Origin of the sequence: Mesorhizobium sp. B2-7-1 (assembly GCF_006440735.1) — a bacterium.
Lineage (GTDB): Bacteria > Pseudomonadota > Alphaproteobacteria > Rhizobiales > Rhizobiaceae > Mesorhizobium.
The window spans coordinates 1-17,387 of record NZ_VFUA01000129.1; the positions used below are offsets into that span (position 1 = coordinate 1).

The 17,387-nt window shown below is 63.9% G+C and carries 20 protein-coding genes; 10 read left to right on the forward strand and 10 right to left on the reverse strand.

The annotated features are described in order from the left end of the window. Positions 1 to 820 (reverse strand): glutaminase (locus tag FJ471_RS30445; RefSeq protein ID WP_181179861.1); only part of this gene is annotated, 820 nt, incomplete at its 3' end. A gap of 5 nt (positions 821 to 825) precedes the next feature. Next, complete coding sequence (locus FJ471_RS30450) at positions 826 to 1,974, reverse strand: aminotransferase class I/II-fold pyridoxal phosphate-dependent enzyme (protein ID WP_140808937.1); 1,149 nt, start codon at positions 1,972 to 1,974, stop codon at positions 826 to 828. 185 nt (positions 1,975 to 2,159) lie between these two features. Here FJ471_RS30450 and FJ471_RS30455 point away from each other — a divergent pair, with 185 nt between their 5' ends. The 6 genes from FJ471_RS30455 to aat all read left to right on the forward strand — a co-directional run bounded on the left by FJ471_RS30455 (position 2,160) and on the right by aat (position 7,509). After that, positions 2,160 to 3,572: a M48 family metalloprotease gene (locus FJ471_RS30455; protein ID WP_140808939.1), complete on the forward strand. Its 1,413-nt coding sequence runs from the start codon at positions 2,160 to 2,162 to the stop codon at positions 3,570 to 3,572. Between the two features lie 59 nt (positions 3,573 to 3,631). Then, positions 3,632 to 4,459 (forward strand): DsbA family protein, encoded by an 828-nt coding sequence (locus FJ471_RS30460; protein ID WP_140808942.1) that lies wholly within the window; start codon positions 3,632 to 3,634, stop codon positions 4,457 to 4,459. A gap of 132 nt (positions 4,460 to 4,591) precedes the next feature. Further along, positions 4,592 to 5,026 (forward strand): type II 3-dehydroquinate dehydratase, encoded by a 435-nt coding sequence (gene aroQ, locus FJ471_RS30465; protein WP_140808944.1) that lies wholly within the window; start codon positions 4,592 to 4,594, stop codon positions 5,024 to 5,026. 26 nt (positions 5,027 to 5,052) lie between these two features. After that, a complete protein-coding gene (accB, locus tag FJ471_RS30470) occupies positions 5,053 to 5,517 on the forward strand; it encodes an acetyl-CoA carboxylase biotin carboxyl carrier protein (protein WP_140808946.1) in 465 nt (154 codons plus the stop codon). A gap of 18 nt (positions 5,518 to 5,535) precedes the next feature. Next, complete coding sequence (accC, locus tag FJ471_RS30475) at positions 5,536 to 6,879, forward strand: acetyl-CoA carboxylase biotin carboxylase subunit (RefSeq protein WP_140808948.1); 1,344 nt, start codon at positions 5,536 to 5,538, stop codon at positions 6,877 to 6,879. A 12-nt stretch (positions 6,880 to 6,891) separates the two neighbouring features. Beyond that, positions 6,892 to 7,509: a leucyl/phenylalanyl-tRNA--protein transferase gene (aat, locus tag FJ471_RS30480; protein WP_140808950.1), complete on the forward strand. Its 618-nt coding sequence runs from the start codon at positions 6,892 to 6,894 to the stop codon at positions 7,507 to 7,509. Here aat and FJ471_RS30485 read toward each other — a convergent pair. The 3 genes from FJ471_RS30485 to FJ471_RS30495 form a co-directional block, all read right to left on the reverse strand. Further along, positions 7,500 to 7,892 (reverse strand): hypothetical protein, encoded by a 393-nt coding sequence (locus tag FJ471_RS30485; protein WP_140808952.1) that lies wholly within the window; start codon positions 7,890 to 7,892, stop codon positions 7,500 to 7,502. The two genes, aat and FJ471_RS30485, sit on opposite strands and share 10 nt — an antisense overlap. A gap of 59 nt (positions 7,893 to 7,951) precedes the next feature. Next, complete coding sequence (locus FJ471_RS30490; protein ID WP_140808954.1) at positions 7,952 to 8,515, reverse strand: DUF2155 domain-containing protein; 564 nt, start codon at positions 8,513 to 8,515, stop codon at positions 7,952 to 7,954. Positions 8,516 to 8,650: 135 nt separating this feature from the next. Beyond that, positions 8,651 to 9,049 (reverse strand): NADH:ubiquinone oxidoreductase subunit NDUFA12, encoded by a 399-nt coding sequence (locus FJ471_RS30495; protein WP_140808956.1) that lies wholly within the window; start codon positions 9,047 to 9,049, stop codon positions 8,651 to 8,653. A gap of 214 nt (positions 9,050 to 9,263) precedes the next feature. Between FJ471_RS30495 and panB the strand changes: the two genes are divergently transcribed. From panB to FJ471_RS30510, 3 genes are all read left to right on the forward strand, one after another. Then, a complete protein-coding gene (panB, locus tag FJ471_RS30500) occupies positions 9,264 to 10,103 on the forward strand; it encodes a 3-methyl-2-oxobutanoate hydroxymethyltransferase (RefSeq protein ID WP_140808958.1) in 840 nt (279 codons plus the stop codon). Beyond that, on the forward strand, positions 10,100 to 10,951 hold the full coding sequence (gene panC / locus FJ471_RS30505; RefSeq protein WP_140808961.1) for a pantoate--beta-alanine ligase: 852 nt from the start codon (positions 10,100 to 10,102) through the stop codon (positions 10,949 to 10,951). The genes panB and panC overlap by 4 nt, the downstream gene beginning before the upstream one ends. 166 nt (positions 10,952 to 11,117) lie before the next feature. Further along, entirely contained in the window at positions 11,118 to 12,284 is a 1,167-nt protein-coding gene (locus tag FJ471_RS30510; protein ID WP_181179863.1) for a helix-turn-helix transcriptional regulator, read from the forward strand. A gap of 11 nt (positions 12,285 to 12,295) precedes the next feature. Here the strand turns inward: FJ471_RS30510 and FJ471_RS30515 are convergent, their stop codons facing one another. The 3 genes from FJ471_RS30515 to gatB form a co-directional block, all read right to left on the reverse strand. Further along, the gene (locus FJ471_RS30515; protein ID WP_246684876.1) at positions 12,296 to 13,063 is read right to left on the reverse strand and encodes an AIM24 family protein; all 768 of its coding nucleotides are present in this window, start codon (positions 13,061 to 13,063) and stop codon (positions 12,296 to 12,298) included. Between the two features lie 89 nt (positions 13,064 to 13,152). Further along, a complete protein-coding gene (locus tag FJ471_RS30520) occupies positions 13,153 to 13,647 on the reverse strand; it encodes a GNAT family N-acetyltransferase (protein ID WP_140808965.1) in 495 nt (164 codons plus the stop codon). A 2-nt stretch (positions 13,648 to 13,649) separates the two neighbouring features. Next, positions 13,650 to 15,149, reverse strand: coding sequence for an Asp-tRNA(Asn)/Glu-tRNA(Gln) amidotransferase subunit GatB (gatB, locus tag FJ471_RS30525; protein ID WP_140808967.1), 1,500 nt, complete (start codon positions 15,147 to 15,149; stop codon positions 13,650 to 13,652). 295 nt (positions 15,150 to 15,444) lie between these two features. Here gatB and FJ471_RS30530 point away from each other — a divergent pair, with 295 nt between their 5' ends. Next, a complete protein-coding gene (locus tag FJ471_RS30530; RefSeq protein ID WP_140808969.1) occupies positions 15,445 to 15,702 on the forward strand; it encodes a YjhX family toxin in 258 nt (85 codons plus the stop codon). Between the two features lie 55 nt (positions 15,703 to 15,757). Here FJ471_RS30530 and FJ471_RS30535 read toward each other — a convergent pair whose 3' ends face one another. Both FJ471_RS30535 and FJ471_RS30540 read right to left on the reverse strand, forming a co-directional pair. Continuing rightward, positions 15,758 to 16,189 (reverse strand): CBS domain-containing protein, encoded by a 432-nt coding sequence (locus FJ471_RS30535; protein ID WP_140808971.1) that lies wholly within the window; start codon positions 16,187 to 16,189, stop codon positions 15,758 to 15,760. Positions 16,190 to 16,389: 200 nt separating this feature from the next. Next, positions 16,390 to 17,127, reverse strand: coding sequence for a rhomboid family intramembrane serine protease (locus FJ471_RS30540; RefSeq protein WP_140808977.1), 738 nt, complete (start codon positions 17,125 to 17,127; stop codon positions 16,390 to 16,392). Between the last annotated feature and the right edge of the window lie 260 nt (positions 17,128 to 17,387).

Genomic DNA, 17,387 nt, shown 5'->3' on the forward strand with positions numbered 1-17,387 from the left:
ACGCCACTCCGAGCACGATGCCTAAAATGCCGCCGCCGACACCGCTTTTGCCGGGGATGCCGACGCGGAAGGCGAAATCGCCGGAGCCGTCATAGTGGCCGCAGGTCAGCATCAGCGCGCCGATGCGGCGCGCCCGCTCGGCCGACACGACCGAATGCCCGGTCGCCGGGTTCCTGCCGCCATTGGCCAGGAACCGGCCAGCCATGGCCAACTGGCGGCAGCTCATGGCGATTGCGCAGTGGTGGAAGTAGACACCCAGCGCCAGTTCCGGCGCATGATGGAGATTGCCGAAGGATTTCATGTAGTTGGCCAGGGCGAAATTGCGATACCCGGTGGCCCGCTCGGATGCCGCCACGTCGCGGTCGATGATGATCGTCTCATCGTCGGCGAGGAATTGGATGAAGCGCAGGATTTCGCCGATCGCCTCGCGCGGCTGATGGCCGGCGAGCAGGACGTCGGAGACGACGATGGCGCCGGCATTGATGAACGGATTGCGGGGAATGCCGTTCTCATGCTCGAGCTGGACGATCGAGTTGAACGGATTGCCGGAGGGCTCGCGGCCGACGCGTTGCCAGAGCGCATCGCCAACCTTGCCCAGCGCCAGCGTGAGCGTGAAGACTTTCGAGACGCTCTGGATCGAAAAGGGCTGGTCGGCGTCGCCGGCAAGGATGACGCGGCCATCATTGGTCACGGCGGCGATGCCGAATTTCTTCGGATCGACCTTGCCGAGCTGCGGGATGTAGGTCGCCACGTCGCCGCGATCGGCGCGTTCCGCCATTTCGGCGGCCACTTCCGCCAGTGCTTGCTCGAGCTCCGGCATGGCTTCTATTTCAGCCAGCGTTCGATGCGCGCCAGCGCCTCGACCATGTCGTCATGGCTGCCGGCGTAGGAAAAGCGCATGGTGCGGTGGCCCTGCAGCGGGTCGAAATCGCGACCAGGCGTGGCCGCGACATGCGCCTGGGCCAGCATCTTGCGGGCAAAGGCCATGCTGTCATTGGTGTGGCGGGTGACATCGCAGAAAGCATAGAAGGCGCCGTCCATCGGGGCTGCGAGCGCAAAGCCGAGTTCCGGCAGACGCTTCATCAGGAGGTCGCGGTTCCAGGCATAGCGCGCCTTCACCTTTTCCAACTCCTCCGTCGCCTTGAAGGCCTCGATCGCGGCGACCTGCGACAGTTCCGGCGGCGAGATATAGAGGCTTTGAGCGACACGCTCGACCGGCCGCACCAGTTCTTCCGGCAACACCATCCAGCCGATGCGCCAGCCGGTCATGCAATAATATTTCGAGAAGGAGTTGATCACGGTCACGCTGGCGCCATGCGCCAGCGCAGTGACATCGGGCGCCGCATAGGCCAGCCGGTGATAGATCTCGTCCGAGATCACGGCGATGCCGAGCTCTTCGGCCGTCTTGACCAGCGCAGCGAGCTCGTCCGCCGGAATGACCGCGCCGGTCGGATTGGCGGGGCTGGCGAACAGAACGCCCTTCAGCGGCTTCTCGCGATGCGCGGTCTTCAGATGCTCGGCATGCAGATAGGCATCCGCGCCGAGCTCGATCTCGACGATCTCGATGCCGAGCGCGGCCATGATGTTGCGGTAGGCCGGATAGCCGGGCGCGGCGATGGCGACGCGGTCGCCCGGATCGAACATGGCCAGGAAGGCGAGGTTGAAGGCGGCTGACGAACCGGTGGTGACGGCAACGCGCGCCGGCGCGACGTCGATCCCGTAATGCTCGCCATAATGCGCCGCGATCGCCTTGCGCAGATCGGCAAGGCCCAAAGTGTCGGTGTAACCGATGCGGCCATGCCGCAGAGCCGCGCCCGCCGCCTCGCGGACGCCGACCGGCGCGGGATCAGACGGCTGTCCGACTGCCATCGACACCACCGGCACGCCGGTTGCCTTCAACCGGTTGGCCTCGGCCAGAATGTCCATGGCGTGGAACGGCTCGACTTCCCCCCGGCGCGAAAGCGAAACGACCATTTGACCTCTTCCAACTGCCCTTGTTCGGTGAAATTCCGGACGCAAGCCAGCGCAGACTTGCCTTTGACTACCCTAGTTAAAGGACAGCGCCGCACAAATGCCCGATTGATATGGGGATCACAAGCGCGCAGGAAGTTACCGGCGCCGACTTTTCATCTTTCGCCCGCTCGTCTACCAGTGGACCTATGTTGAGCCGACCCCGACCATCGATTGGCAAATCCATTTCCCTCGGCCGAACCGCGCGCGGTTTCGCGACGCTTATGCTTGCCGCCGCCGTTGCCGCTTCGAGCTCGGTCAGCGTCTTCGCGCAAGGCGTGCCGGTGGTGCGCGATGCCGAGATCGAGGCGCTGGTGCGCGATTATGCCCGGCCGATCTTCAAGGCGGCGGGACTTGCCAATGACGGCATCGACATCGTCCTAGTCAACGACCAGAGCTTCAACGCCTTCGTCACTGGACGGCGCCTGTTCATCAACACCGGCGCGCTGGTGACGGCCGAAACGCCGAACGAGATCATCGGCGTCATCGCGCACGAGGCCGGCCATATCGCCGGCGGCCACCAGCAGAAATTGCGCGACCAGCTCGACCGCGCCAAGACCATGGCCATCATCGCCACACTGCTCGGCGCCGGCGCCATGGTTGCCGGCGCCACCACCAACAGCCGCGGCCTTGCCGGCGCCGGCATGGGCGTCGCCGCCGGCGGCGGGGAGATGGCGCAGCGCTCGATCCTTGCCTACCAGCGCACCGAAGAGATCACCGCCGACCGTTCGGCGATCACCTACCTCAACGCCACCGGCCAGTCCGGCACGGGCATGCTGAAAACCTTCGGCCGCTTCCAGAGCGCGCTGTCGCTCGCCGGCACCCAGGTCGACCCCTACCGGATCAGCCACCCGATGCCGCAGGAGCGCATCGCCAACCTTGAAGCGCTCGTCAAGCAAAGCCCGTTCGTCAACACCATCGACCCGGCGGCGCTGCAGCAGCGGCACGACATGATGCGCATCAAGATCGCCGCCTATATGCAGGGACAGGCGGCCGTCGCGCGACTGATGCGCAAGAACCCGACCAGCCTCGCCTCGCGCTACGGCGATGCGCAGCAGACCTATCTCTATGGCAATCCGGGCGCGGCGCTGACCAAGACGGCGGCGCTGATCAAGGAACAGCCGAAGAACCCGTATTTCCAGGAATTGCGCGGCGATATCCTGATGAAGATCAACAAGCCGAAGGATGCGGCGGACGCCTATGCCAAGGCGGTCAGCCTCGATCCGGCACGCTCCGGCCTGCTGTTGGTCTCCCTCGGCCAGGCGCTGATGGCTGTGGGCACGCCCGATTCGCTCAAGAAGGCGGTCACCCAGCTCAATAATGGCGTCGGGCGGGACAAAGAGAATTCCGATGCTTATCGCTTTCTGGCGCAGGTCTATGGCGAACTCGGCGATGTTCCGGCCGCAGATCTCGCCACCGCCGAAGGCCATTACTATTCGGGCGACTACAAGAACGCGAAGATTTTCGCCATGCGCGCTCAACAGAAATTGAAGCGCGGCGAACCCCGCTGGGTCCGCGCTCAGGATATTATAAACTACACGCCATCGAACAAACTCAAATGAACCTCCCGGGCGTTGGCCGCAACCAAGGCTCACCGGGACAGGCAAAAGGATCGATAATCATGAACAAGGCAATCCTGCTTGGCAGTGCTGGCGGTCTGGCGGTGGCGCTCGGCATGCTGGCCTTCGGTTTCGTGGCCGGGAACCCCCAGGCCGCGAAGGCCGATACCGTGCAAGTAGCGCAGGTGACGTCCTCCACCGAGACCAAGGCGCCTGCCGACACCAAGATCGACCGCAAGGAGGTCGAGGGCATCATCCGCGACTATCTCCTGAAGAACCCTGAGGTTCTGCTCGAGGTGCAGGATGCGCTCGAGGCCAAGCAGAAGGAAGAGCAGCGGCTCGCGGCGCTCGGCGTGATCAAGGACTCCAAGGATGAGATCTTCAACTCTACCTTCGACGGCGTCGTCGGCAACCCGAAGGGCAAGATCACGATCGTCGAGTTCTACGATTACAATTGCGGTTTCTGCAAACGCGCCATCGAGGACATGCAGGCGCTGACCAAGTCCGACTCGGACCTGCGCTTCGTGCTCAAGGAATTCCCGATCCTCAGCCCGGATTCGCAGAAGGCCAGCGTCGTCTCCATGGCGTTCCACCTGATGCATCCGGAGAAATACGGCGAATTCCACACCGCGCTGCTTGGCGGCCAGGGCCGCGCCACCGAAGCGACCGCCATCAAGGTGGCGCTTTCGCTCGGCGCCGACGAGGCGGCGCTGCGCGAGAAGATGAAGGACCCTCGCATCGCCGAAACGCTTTCGCGCACCTATGACCTTGCAACGAAACTGTCGATCACCGGCACGCCGTCCTATGTGGTCGGCAACGAGGTGATCTTCGGAGCGCTCGGCCAGCAGGTTCTGGCGGAAAAGATCGAAGAGGCCAAGAGCGCGCTGTAAGCGCTTGCGGATGCAAAAGCCGACCGCTGTGGACATCGCAAGAACGCACTTGCGCTCTTTTCGCGGGCGGCTATGCCCATTATAGAGGCCCAGTGCGCCGGCTTGGGGTCGGCGTAGAACAAGGTCGGCATATTGAAAACGATTTTCGTCCTCAACGGTCCCAATCTCAATGCGCTCGGCAAGCGCGAGCCGGGGATTTATGGCGGCAAGACACTTGCCGCCATCGCCGAGGACTGCAAGGCGGCCGGCGCCGCGCTCGGACTCGAGATCGACTTTCGCCAGTCCAACCACGAGGGCGATCTGGTCGACTGGATCCAGGAAGCCGGTGAGAAGGCGGCGGGCATCGTCATCAACCCGGGCGCCTACAGCCACACCTCGATCGCCATCCACGACGCCATCCGCTCAATTGCGCCGCTGCCCGTCGCGGAAGTCCATCTTTCCAACATCCACGCGCGGGAGCCCTTCCGCCACGTCTCCATGGTCGCGCCGGTCGCTGTCGGCATGATCTGCGGGTTCGGGCCGCTCGGCTACACGCTCGCGCTGCAGGCACTGGCGGCACGCCTGTGACCGGCCCCCAAACAGAAGGCTCGAAAATGTCGATAAAAAAGACCGGTGTTGACCAGCAGCTGATCCGCGACCTGGCGGGCATCCTGAACGACACCAATCTGACCGAGATCGAGGTAGAGCTCGGCGACCTCAAGGTGCGCGTGTCGCGCCAGGCACAGGCTGTGCATGCAGTGGCCGCACCGCTTGCGGTTGCGGCCCCGGTAGCGGCCACTGCGTCTCAGGCCGTGGCGCCTGCGGCAGCGGCCGCCGACCTGTCCAAGAATGCCGTGCCCTCGCCGATGGTCGGCACCGCTTATCTGGCGCCCTCGCCCGATGCCAAGGCGTTCATCGAAGTCGGTCAGAAGGTGAAGGAAGGCCAGACGCTGCTCATCATCGAAGCAATGAAGACGATGAACCAGATCCCCTCGCCGCGCGCCGGCACTGTGACGGCGATCCTCATCGAGGACGCCCAGCCGGTCGAATACGGCATGCCGCTGGTGGTCCTCGAGTAGAGCCGGGACAGCCAAGAGATGTTCCAGAAAATCCTCATCGCCAATCGCGGCGAAATCGCTCTGAGGGTGCTGCGCGCCTGCAAGGAGCTCGGCATCCAGACCGTGGTGGTCCACTCGACCGCGGATTCCGACGCCATGCATGTGCGGCTTGCCGACGAGAGCGTCTGCATCGGCCCGCCGCCGTCGCGCGAGAGCTACCTCAACATCCACCAAATCGTCGCCGCCTGCGAGATCACGGGCGCCGATGCAGTGCATCCGGGCTACGGCTTCCTGTCGGAGAATGCCAAGTTTGCCGACATCCTCGCCGCCCACAACATCACCTTCATCGGCCCGTCGGGCGACCATATCCGCATCATGGGCGACAAGATCGAGGCCAAGCGCACGGCAAAGCGTCTCGGCATTCCGGTCGTGCCCGGATCCGACGGCGCGATCAACGATGAAAAGGAAGCCAAGCGCGTCGCCGCCGAGATCGGCTATCCGGTGATCATCAAGGCCTCGGCCGGCGGCGGCGGCCGCGGCATGAAGGTGGCGCATACCGAAGCGGATCTCGAGGTCGCGCTGCAGACCGCCAAGTCGGAAGCGGGCGCGGCCTTCGGCGACGACGCTGTCTATATCGAGAAATATCTGGAGAAGCCGCGCCATATCGAGGTGCAGGTGTTCGGCGACGGCGCCGGCCGCGGCGTGCATTTTGGCGAACGCGACTGCTCGCTGCAACGGCGCCACCAGAAGGTTTGGGAGGAAGCCAATTCGCCGGCGCTCAATGCCGAGGAACGTTCGCGCATCGGTGACATCTGCGCCAACGCGATCGCCGATCTCGGCTATTCGGGCGCCGGCACGATCGAATTCCTCTATGAGAATGGCGAGTTCTATTTCATCGAGATGAACACGCGTCTTCAGGTCGAGCATCCGGTGACCGAAGCGATCACCGGCATCGACCTCGTGCATGAGCAGATCCGTGTCGCCTCGGGCGGCGGACTGTCGGTCAGGCAGGAAGACATCAAGTTCAACGGCCATGCCATCGAGTGCCGGATCAACGCCGAGGATCCCCGCACCTTCGTGCCCTCGCCCGGCACGATCACGCATTTCCACACGCCCGGCGGTCTCGGCATCCGCGTCGATTCCGGCGTCTATTCCGGCTACAAGATCCCGCCCTATTACGACAGCCTGATCGGCAAGTTGATCGTGCATGGCCGCAACCGCGTCGAATGCATGATGCGGCTGCGCCGCGCACTCGACGAATTCGTCGTCGACGGCATCAAGACGACACTGCCGCTGTTCCGTGATCTTGTCGGCAATCCCGACATCGCCAATGGCGACTACGACATCCACTGGCTGGAAAAATACCTGGCCAAGGGTGAATAGCACGGGGATGCGATGACCCGCCCCTACGCGCCCGGCTATCGCATCCCGACCGACCTGCTGCTCCGGGCCTACGCCTCGGGCGTCTTCCCGATGGCCGAGAGCGCCAACGACCCGGAGGTGTTCTGGGTGCGGCCGGAGACGCGCGGCATCATTCCGCTGGACGGGTTCCACACGCCGCGCAGCCTCAAGAAGACGATCCGCAGGCATCCGTTCGAGATCCGCTACGACTTCGATTTCGAGGCGACCATCGACGGCTGCGCCGAAAAGCGCGAGGAGCGCCGCTCGACCTGGATCAACGCACCGATCCGCGAAGCCTATGTCGAGCTCTATCGCCTGGGCCATTGCCATTCGGTGGAGGCGTGGCGCGAGGACCGGCTGGTCGGTGGCCTCTACGGTGTCTCGCTCGGGCGCGTGTTCTTCGGCGAAAGCATGTTCGCAAGGGAGACCGACGCGTCGAAAACCTGCCTTTACCACCTCGTCGAACGACTGAAGGCGCGCGGTTTCGCGCTGCTCGACACGCAGTTCACCACCGAGCATTTGAAGCGCTTCGGCGCCGTCGACGTGCCGCGCGGCCAGTATGAGAAGCTGCTCGCCGAGGCGCTGAAGGGCGAGGCTGCCTTCTATCCTTGAGCTTGCGATGCTGCCTCGATCGGCGTTTGCGAATGGAACATCATCTTCCAGCCGTCGGCGCGATGCACATAACCGGTGCTGACCAGCGCCGCGTAGGGCTCGCCATTTTCCCGCGTGGCCCGCGCTTCGTAAGTAAGCATGACGATATCGCTGCCCGGCTCGACCATGCCCTTCAGCTTGATGTCGAGGTCGCGCCACTTGTTAGGCGTGGAGGCGGTCTTGGCGAGAGCGGCATTGGTCATCGCCTGCGCCATCTGGGGGAACGCCACTAGGCACTCCACGTCTACATTGGCTTCATAGTAAGCGGAATCGCCTGACCAAAAGCCCTTCTCGATGTCGAGAAGCTCCTGCTTGTTGGCGGTGATCGTTTTCGTGACAGTCATCGCGGAATCCTCCTCGCCCTGCCGAATTTGAACGGCCAAAGGGCGGGCAGGTTCCGAGATCAGTTGGTGTTGGAGGGCTCGTCGTCAGCCGGTTCGGACGCGGCGTCGGCAGGTTGCGCCGGAGCCTTGGGCTTGGCGGCCTGGGTCTTCGGCTTGGCGGTGTCGGCCTTGGCCGCGGTCGGCGGCGGCACGTCGGACTTCTGCTTGCAGCCTTTCAGCCAGACGTCATAGACGGCGTGCTCGACGGCATTGAGGCCGGGGCTTTCGGCAAACATCCAGCCGGTGAAGATGCGGCGAATCTTGCGGTCGAGCGTGATCTCGTCCACTTCGACGAAGGAATCGGTCTTCGGCTGCTCCGTATCCGGCCGCGAATAGCAGACGCGAGGCGTCACCTGCAAAGCGCCGAACTGCACGGTCTCGTCGACATAGACGTCGAAGGTGATGATGCGGCCGGTGATCTTGTCGATGCCGGCGAACTCGGCCACCGGATTGGTGATGCGGTCGGAGGCAGCAGGCACCGGGGCCGGAGCCGGGGCCTGCGCGGCGGCGAAGGCTGCCGTCGAGGCGGCCAGAATCGACGTCGCCGCGATCAGCGCCCTTGAAGTATGGCCGAAAGAGCTCATGCAAAATACCGGTGGTTGCGCCCGGGTGATTCTCTCAACGCCCAAGGCTAGTCATGGCTGCGCAGTCAGCAAGCAGCTAAATGCCAATTGTGGCGATAAAGGACCGAAGCAGCGCCTAAGATTACGATCCGGGTACTACGATCCGGGCGTCCAGGCGTCGTAATCGCCGGTCACCTGCGGACGGTGCTGGTTGGTCAGGATCGAGCCCTTCGGCCGATAGGCCGACGGCGTTCCGGTCGAATTCGCCTGATGCGGCTTTTGCCATTCGCGCGGCTTGTAGCCTTCGCTCGAGGGAGCGGTGTCGACGCGGTGGTGGATCCAGCCATGCCAGCCAGGCGGGATCTTCGAAGCTTCCGAATAATCGCGATAGATGACCCAGCGGCGCGTGCGGCCTTCCGAATCGATGCCGCCTTCATAATAGACGTTGCCGGCTTCGTCCTGGCCGACCCGCTTGCCGAAGCGCCAGGTGTGGAAGCGGGTGCCGAGCGTCTGGCTGTTCCACCAGGTGAAAAACTGCAGCAGGAAAGTTTTCATCCAAATCCTCGCGGCGGCAGCGGCTCCTGCCTTTCCCCTGCTTATGGCGTCACGCCACAGCGAAGGCAAGGGTTTTGCCATGCACTGGACGTAAATGCTTCGTGCGCTAAATCGATGCACCGCCAACGCCTGCGACAGCGCCGCTTGCCAACCGCCCCTTGTCTTTCTAAAGCTCGGCCCGCTCACTTCAGACGCGCCTTGAGGGAGGTGACGATTGACCCGTGATCCGTCCGCCGCCACCCGGATCAACGCCGAAGACATCCGCCGCCGCAAGGGCGGCGTGCCGATCGTCTGCCTTACCGCCTACACCTACCCTGTCGCCCGCCTGCTCGACGCGCATGTCGACCTGCTGCTGGTCGGCGACAGCGTCGCCATGGTCCTGCACGGCCACGCCACCACGCTCGGCGCCTCGATGGAGATGATGATCGCGCACGGCCAGGCCGTGATGCGCGGCTCGGCCAAGGCCTGCGTCGTGGTCGACATGCCGGCCGGCAGCTATGAGGCCTCCCCGGCGCAGGCCGTGGCCTCGGCGAAGCGCATCGTCGAGGAAGCGGGCTGCCAGGCCGTGAAGCTCGAAGGCGGTGTCGACATGGCTTCGCGGATCGCGGCGATCGTCACCGAAGGAATACCGGTCATGGGCCATATCGGCCTGCAGCCGCAATCGGTCGAGAAGGACGGCGGCTACAAGATCAAGGGGCGAACGCAGGACAACATCGCTGCGCTGTTCCGCGATGCCGAAGCGGTGGAAGAAGCCGGCGCCTTCTCGGTCGTCATCGAGGGCACGATGGAGGCCGTGGCCGCGAAGCTCACCCGTCATATTTCCATACCGACCATCGGCATCGGCGCCAGCGCCGACTGCGACGGCCAGATCCTGGTGATCGACGACATGGTCGGCATGACCGTCGACCGCGTGCCGAAATTCGTCAAGGAATATGCAGACTTGCGCGGCGTGATAGGCGATGCGGCGGCGCGCTACGCCGCCGAGGTGCGCAGCCGCGTCTTCCCCGGCCCCGACCACGTCTTCACGACCGCACCCGGCAAGGACGAGACATGAACGCTCCAATCGTCGTCGACAGCGTCGCCGCCCTTCGCGCGCAGGTCCGGGACTGGCGGCAGGCCGGCCTCAAGGTCGCCATGGTGCCGACGATGGGCGCGCTGCATGACGGCCATATCTCTCTGGTCAGGGTCGCGCTTGAACGGGCCGAGCGTTGCGTCGTGTCGATCTTCGTCAATCCGACGCAGTTCGCGCCGACGGAAGACCTCGACAAATATCCGCGCCAGCTGGCGCGCGATCTCGACCGGCTGCGGGATGCCGGCGCGCATCTCGCTTTCACGCCAGGCGTGAGCGAAATGTACCCCTCTGGCTTCGCCACGAAAATCTCGGTCGGCGGCCCCTCCCGCGGCCTGGAAACCGACTTCAGGCCGAGCTTCTTCGACGGCGTCGCGACCGTGGTGGCCAAGCTCTTCCTGCAGGCGGCGCCCGATTGCGCCGTGTTCGGCGAGAAGGACTACCAGCAGCTTTGCGTCGTCCGACAGCTCTGCCGCGATCTTGACCTGCCCGTCGAGATCGTCGGCGCACCGACTGTGCGCGAGGCCGATGGCCTCGCCATGTCGTCGCGCAACGCCTATCTGGGCGAGGCCGAGCTCGACATCGCGCGCAAGCTCAATTTGATCCTGCGCCGCACGGCGGCAGCACTTTCCGCCGGCGCTGATGAGGCCAGCGCCACCGAAGATGCCGCAAAGGCGCTTGTCTCAGCAGGCTTCCGGAAGGTCGACTATGTCGCCGCCCGCGCGAGCGTCACGCTCGGCCCCTGGCAGCGAGACCACGACGGCCGTCTGCTCGCGGCAGCCTGGCTCGGCGCGACGCGACTGATCGACAATGTGGAAGTTCCCTGCACCTGAGCTATCCCTGCCGATCGGTGGGAGCACCGGTGCAGCCGCGCCACAGCCAAAGACCGCGTGATACAATTCACAGACGCAAAGCATGCCTGACGGTTGTGTGCGACCTTACGCAAAGGTATCGTGGAACCTGACACTGCGTCAGCTCAATGGCGGCACGAGAAGGCCCATGTCAGCGCTTACGATCAATCGCGCACTGCCGCAGATCGTCGAGGCAATCTACGATTCGATCGCCGATCTCGATCGCTGGCGGCCGACGCTTGAAGCCATATGCCGCGTGGCCATAGGTCAATTGGCGATGCTGGCGGTGGTCGACACGGCCGCGAATGCCGCGCGTTTTTCGATCTCCTGCGGCGACCCTGCCCTGCTCGAGCCATTGCAGCGCGACTACGGCGCGGACGTGCCGTTCTTCACCGCCGTGCCCAGAATGGAGATCGACCAGCCATTCACGGTCGACAGCTTCTACGGGCTGCAAGGTCCCGATGCCCGGCAGAACTGGATCGAAAGCCGCATCGTGCGCGAATGGGTCGAGCCGAACCGGCTGGACGATTTCTTCTGGGTCGCCCTGATGAAGCAGCCAAGCCGCATCGGAACCCTGATGGTGGTGACGGACCAGGACCGGCGCCAGATCACCGGCGAGGATCTGGAGCTGATGTCCCAGCTCGCGCCGCATGTGCGCCGCGCGGTCACCATCGGCGACCTTTTCGAGGCGGAACGACGCAAGGCGGAAATCTTCCGGTCGATCCTCGAAAGCCTCGACCATCCGGTGCTGATCGTCGCCGACGACATGCAGATCATCTTTGCCAATCCCGCCGCCGAGGCGCTGCTCGCCGACAGCGGCTCCGTTTCGTGTGTGCGCGGTCAGCTCTCTTTCGCCTATGCGGCGGCCAATGCCGCGATCGGCTGCGCCGTGCAGCTGGGTACGCGCGACGAATTCGCGCTTGGCCCGGCAGGCATCAACATCCCCCTTGTCCAGGCCGCCGTGCCCTCAGTTGCCCCAGCGGTCGCTCATGTCATGCCGCTGGCACGACGGGAAATCTCGGCCCGTATCTCGCAGCGCGCCGCCGCCGCGATCTTCATCGCGCCGGCGGGCGCATCGCCGATGCCGGCGATCGAGGCGATCGCAGCGCTGTTTGGATTGACCGCCGCGGAAAAGCGCGTTGCCGGTCATGTCGCGGCCGGCCTGACGCGCCGCGAGATCGCCGCGGCCGGCGGCGTCTCGGATGGGACGGTCAAGTCGCAACTGGCCACCATCTTCGATAAGACGGGCGCTGGCGACCAGCGCGAACTCCAGCTTTTGATCCGCGAGCTGTCGCCGCCGCTGCGCTCCACCTGATCGCGTGGCGGCTACTCTTCCGACGGCATATGCAGATACATCGACTGGATGCCGACGCGGCCCGGCCCGGTGAAGCGATTGACGACGAAATTCATGGCGGCGCCGAAGAAGCCGCTGGAAAGCCGGTCTATCCTTGTATCCATCTTCACCGAAGCGTCCTTGAACAGCCAGCCGCCCGGCTCGACATCGATGGTTTCGCCTGGCGCCAGCACCTTCTCGAAGACATTGCCGTAGCCGTGCAGCCAGACGATCCCGTCGCCCGTCTCGCCACGGAAACGGTCGATGAAGAAGCCGCTCTGGCCGAACAGCATCGTTCCCAGCCCGCGCACCCGCTCGAAGGTGTAGTCGACACTGGCGGTCGCGGCGAGGAACTGGTGCTCGCGCACCTGAATCTCCTCGCCGCGCCGGAGATGGATCGGCACGATATGGCCCGGTCCGTCGCGGCTGAACGCGATGACGCCCGGCCCGGACGCCTCGGTGACGAATATCTGCATGCCGGCGATCATGCGCTTCAGCGCGCCCTTCAGCGACTTCAGGCCGATGGCGATGGTGGTGTTCTTCCAGAGCAGGATGTGGTGCTCGAAATAGACCGGCATGTTGGTCACATCGACCGACAGCACGGGCACCAGTTCGCCGGCAACGTGATAGGTCACGCCGCCAAACGTCTCATCCGACACTTCGGTCGGCATCAATTCCGGCAGGCTCGGCATGGCAATCCCCCTCATCACCGTGCCGCCGGTCGACCGGGCTTGTCGCAGGCGCGTCGGCTGTCGCAGCATTGCCGCCGGGCTTCAGGCCGTCAAATGAAAGGGTGGCGTGGGGCGCACCGCTCGCAACAACGTGAAGCGCTTGCGGCGGCGTCGAGCGATCAGGCGATCAGCGGCCGCTCGAGCAGCAGCGACGCGATGCCTGACTGCGCAGGCCCGTCATTGTCGGCGCGGCCGACCTGGACGAAACCGTTCGCCGTGTAGAAGGCGACGGCGCGACTGTTTGCTTCCGCCACCTCGACGCGCACGGCGCGGGCTTCGGGAAAGCTCTCCATCACTTCGTCAAGCAACATGCCGCCGATCCCCCGACCCTGCAGGTCCGGCGCGACATGAAGCTGCTCCAGATCGACCACGGCGCCCTGGTCTGCGCTTTCGGCATAGGCGACGCCGCCGATGCGGTTGCCATCGTCGGCGACGAGGAACTCTGCGTCCGGGCGCTCGATGCGCGCTTTCAGCTTTTCCGGCGAACACCAAAGCGCGATGGTTCGATCGATCCGCTCGGCGCCATAGATGGCGTCGTAGGTCGCATGCCAGGTCTCGGCCAGCAGCGCCCGGATAGCGGCAATATCACGGTCGCTCGCGGTGCGGACAAACACCGTTATTCGATGCCGAGCTTGGCCTTGACGAGATCGTTGACTGCCTGCGGGTTGGCCTTGCCGCCGGTCGCCTTCATCACCTGCCCGACGAACCAGCCGGCCATGGTCGGCTTGGCGCGCGCCTGCTCGGCCTTGTCCGGGTTGGCGGCGATCACCTCGTCGACGGCCTTCTCGATGGCGCCTGTGTCGGTGACCTGCTTCATGCCGCGGCTCTCGACGAGCTGGCGCGGATCGCCGCCCTCGTTCCAGACGATCTCGAACAGGTCCTTGGCGATCTTGCCGGAAATGGTGCCTTCCTTGATAAGGTCGAGAACAGCGCCGATCTGTTCGGGCGAAACCGGAGCATTTTCAATATCCTTGCCGGCTTTGTTCAATTGGCCCAGCAGATCGTTGATGACCCAGTTGGCGGCGAGCTTGCCGTCGCGCCCTGCCGCCACCTTCTCGAAATAATCAGCGATCGGCTTTTCCGAAACCAGCACCGAGGCGTCATAGGCCGACAGGCCGAGCACATCGACCAGCCGCGCCTTCTTGTCGTCGGGCAGTTCCGGCAGGTCCTTGGCGAGCGCATCGACATAGGCCTGGTCGAACTCCAGCGGCAAAAGGTCGGGATCCGGGAAGTAGCGATAGTCATGCGCTTCTTCCTTGGAGCGCATCGAGCGCGTCTCACCTTTGACGGCGTCGAACAGGCGCGTCTCCTGATCGATCTTGCCGCCGTCTTCCAGGATGGCGATCTGCCGGCGCGCCTCGTATTCGATGGCCTGGCCGATGAAGCGGATCGAGTTCATGTTCTTGATCTCGCAGCGCGTGCCGAACTCGCCGCCCGGACGGCGTACCGAGACGTTGACGTCGGCGCGCAGCGAGCCTTCGTCCATGTTGCCGTCGCAGGTGCCGAGATAGCGCATGATCGACCGCAGCTTCGTCACATACGCCTTGGCCTCGTCGGCCGAGCGGATGTCGGGCTTGGAGACGATCTCCATCAACGCCACGCCGGACCGGTTGAGATCGACATAGGACATGGTCGGGTGCTGGTCGTGCATCGACTTGCCGGCATCCTGTTCCAGATGCAGGCGCTCGATGCCGACCTCGATATCCTCGAACTCGCCCTGGCGGTCGGGACCGACGGAGACGATCACCTTGCCCTCGCCGACGATCGGCTGCTTGAACTGCGATATCTGATAGCCCTGCGGCAGGTCCGGATAGAAATAATTCTTCCGGTCGAAGACCGACTTGTGGTTGATCGCGGCCTTGAGGCCCAGCCCGGTGCGGATCGCCTGCTTGACGCATTCCTCGTTGATGACCGGCAGCATGCCGGGCATCGCCGCGTCGACCAGGCTGACATTGGCGTTGGGCGCGGCGCCGAACGAGGTCGAGGCGCCGGAGAAGAGCTTGGCTTCCGAGATCACTTGGGCATGCACTTCGAGCCCGATGATGATCTCCCAGTCGCCGGTGGCGCCGGGGATCAGACGTTTCGCGTCGGGGGTGCGGGTGTCGATGATGCTCATGATCTGCCGTAAGTTCCAGAATGAGTGCGCAGAATATCCGCGCCTCGAAAGGGTATAAATCGTACCGCTTCGCTAGTCCAAACCGCCTTGCGAGACAAGCGCAAAGCCGCGCACTGGCCTTCTTCGCCGCTTTCGCCTACAGGACGCCCATCCCAATGGAGAGTGGATGTCCACTTACGCTCAGTCCCGGTGAAGCCCTGACCTCCTAGCCGAGGCAGGGCAGAAAAACCTGAAAACCCCGTGCCGCGATGTCTCGCGGCGGCGGCTTTTGTTGTTTTTCCCGGGAAATTCTCCAATGGACATATCGCGCAACGAACAGCGCATCCTGCATCTGCTCGCGCAGGGCGGGCGTATCGAAATCGAAAAGAACGAGAGCAGGAAGATCGCCGCGGTCCGGTGCCTGACCCGCGACGGCTGGCGCTATCCAGGCTTCGACCTGGAGCTCTTTCGAAAACTGAGGCGGAAGAAGGCGGTCTCATCGATCGATGGCGGGCCTTACCGCATCACCCGGCGCGGGCTCCAACTCGTCCGCGCCGAGCTCGACAACCGATAGAACGCGCCACACGCCGCCGGCTGGAAACAGCCGGCGGTTTCCTCGCCCTGCCTGCTCAGGCTGTGGCGATGTAGGCCTTCATCTCTTCGGCTTCGCGCTCGACATCCTCGATGCGGCGCTTGACCACGTCGCCGATCGAGACGATGCCGTCGAGCAGGCCGGCCTTTTCCACCGGCAGATGGCGGAAGCGGCCACGCGTCATGATCTCCATGACCTCGTTGACCGTGTGGTTTTCGTTGCAGATCTTGACCTTCGGGGTCATTGCCGAGCGCACGGCGACGTCGAGAGCGGCGGCGCCCTCCTTGGCCACCACCCTGACGATATCGCGTTCCGAGAGAATGCCGACGATCTTGCGATCGCCATTGGTGATGACGAGCGCGCCGATCCTGTGCTCGGCCAGCATGCGAATGGCCTCGCTGAGTTTCTCATTGGGCCCGAGCGTGAACACGTCATGGCCCTTGCTTTCAAGAATTGCCTTAACCGTCATGGCATCCTCCACTGCCGTTGACACCGGCCCCCGCCCCGACCGGCTTTCAGCCCCAACATGGTGCGCCGTGATTGGTTGCATTTCAAGTGCGCCTAAGTCCTAGTGCGTTTCACCGTTTCACGGAAACGGCGAACCGCACTATCTCTTTGTTTCTACGCAATTCCGGACGGAAAACTGCTCACACTTTTCCTGGGATTGCTTTAGGCGGCAGCCGTCGGGCGGTCGAAGAAACGCAGTCCGAAAAAGCCGGCGATGAAGCCACCGATATGGGCTTCCCAGGCGATCTGGCCGTCGATCCCCGGCGCGAAGCCAAGCAGGCCGGTGGCCAGATTGATGACCATCCAGACACCGAGAAAAGTCATGACTCCGCGCGAGCGCAGGACGATGCCGATCGGCAAGGGCTCGCCGGCGAAAGCCGCCTTGCCCGACGAGCGGTCGATACTGAACCCATAGCGCGCCGCGGCGCCCATCATGCCGGAAATCGCACCCGATGCACCGACGAGCGGCGCCTCGCCATAGGGATGCAGCGCCCAGAACAGGACAACCGAGGCCAGCCCGGTCACGGCGTAGAATACAGCGAAACGCAGCGTGCCAAGACGATTGGCGAGCGGGGAGCCGAAGGCTGCGAGCCAGATCATGTTGATGGCAATATGGGCAACGCCCCCATGCATGAACGCATAGGTGAACGGCCGTGTGAAAAGGAACCAGTCGAAGCCGTATTGGCCGGTGTACAGCACCGGAATGAAGGCACCGTCGTAGAGCAGCGTCATTTGCTGCGTTTCGTTCAGACCGTATTGCTGCAGCAGATAGACGGCCGCGCATATGCCGATCACGGCGAGCACCACAGGCGGCAAGTTGAACACGGGTTCGCGGCGCCGCGGCTCTGGAGCCTCATCCGGCAGCGGTTCGTTTTCAGTCGGGCTTACAGGCTCGCTCATGCGCTCTTTGCGGGTCTCGGACTTTGGGTTTCGGCGAGCATGTAGATCACGCCATTTCGAATCACAAATGGCTAATCGCCACAGCGCCCGCATGGAAACGGGACGAATCAGAGCAGGAACGAATCAAAAAGAAGGCCGTCCAGGATTTCCCTGAACGGCCGGTCGAGTCCCCTGCTCCCCATAAACTCGTGACTGAAGTGCTGCCGATCGCTGCTGAGACGACCGTTTTGGAGTGGGTTTGGTGTGCCACGGGCCCCGGC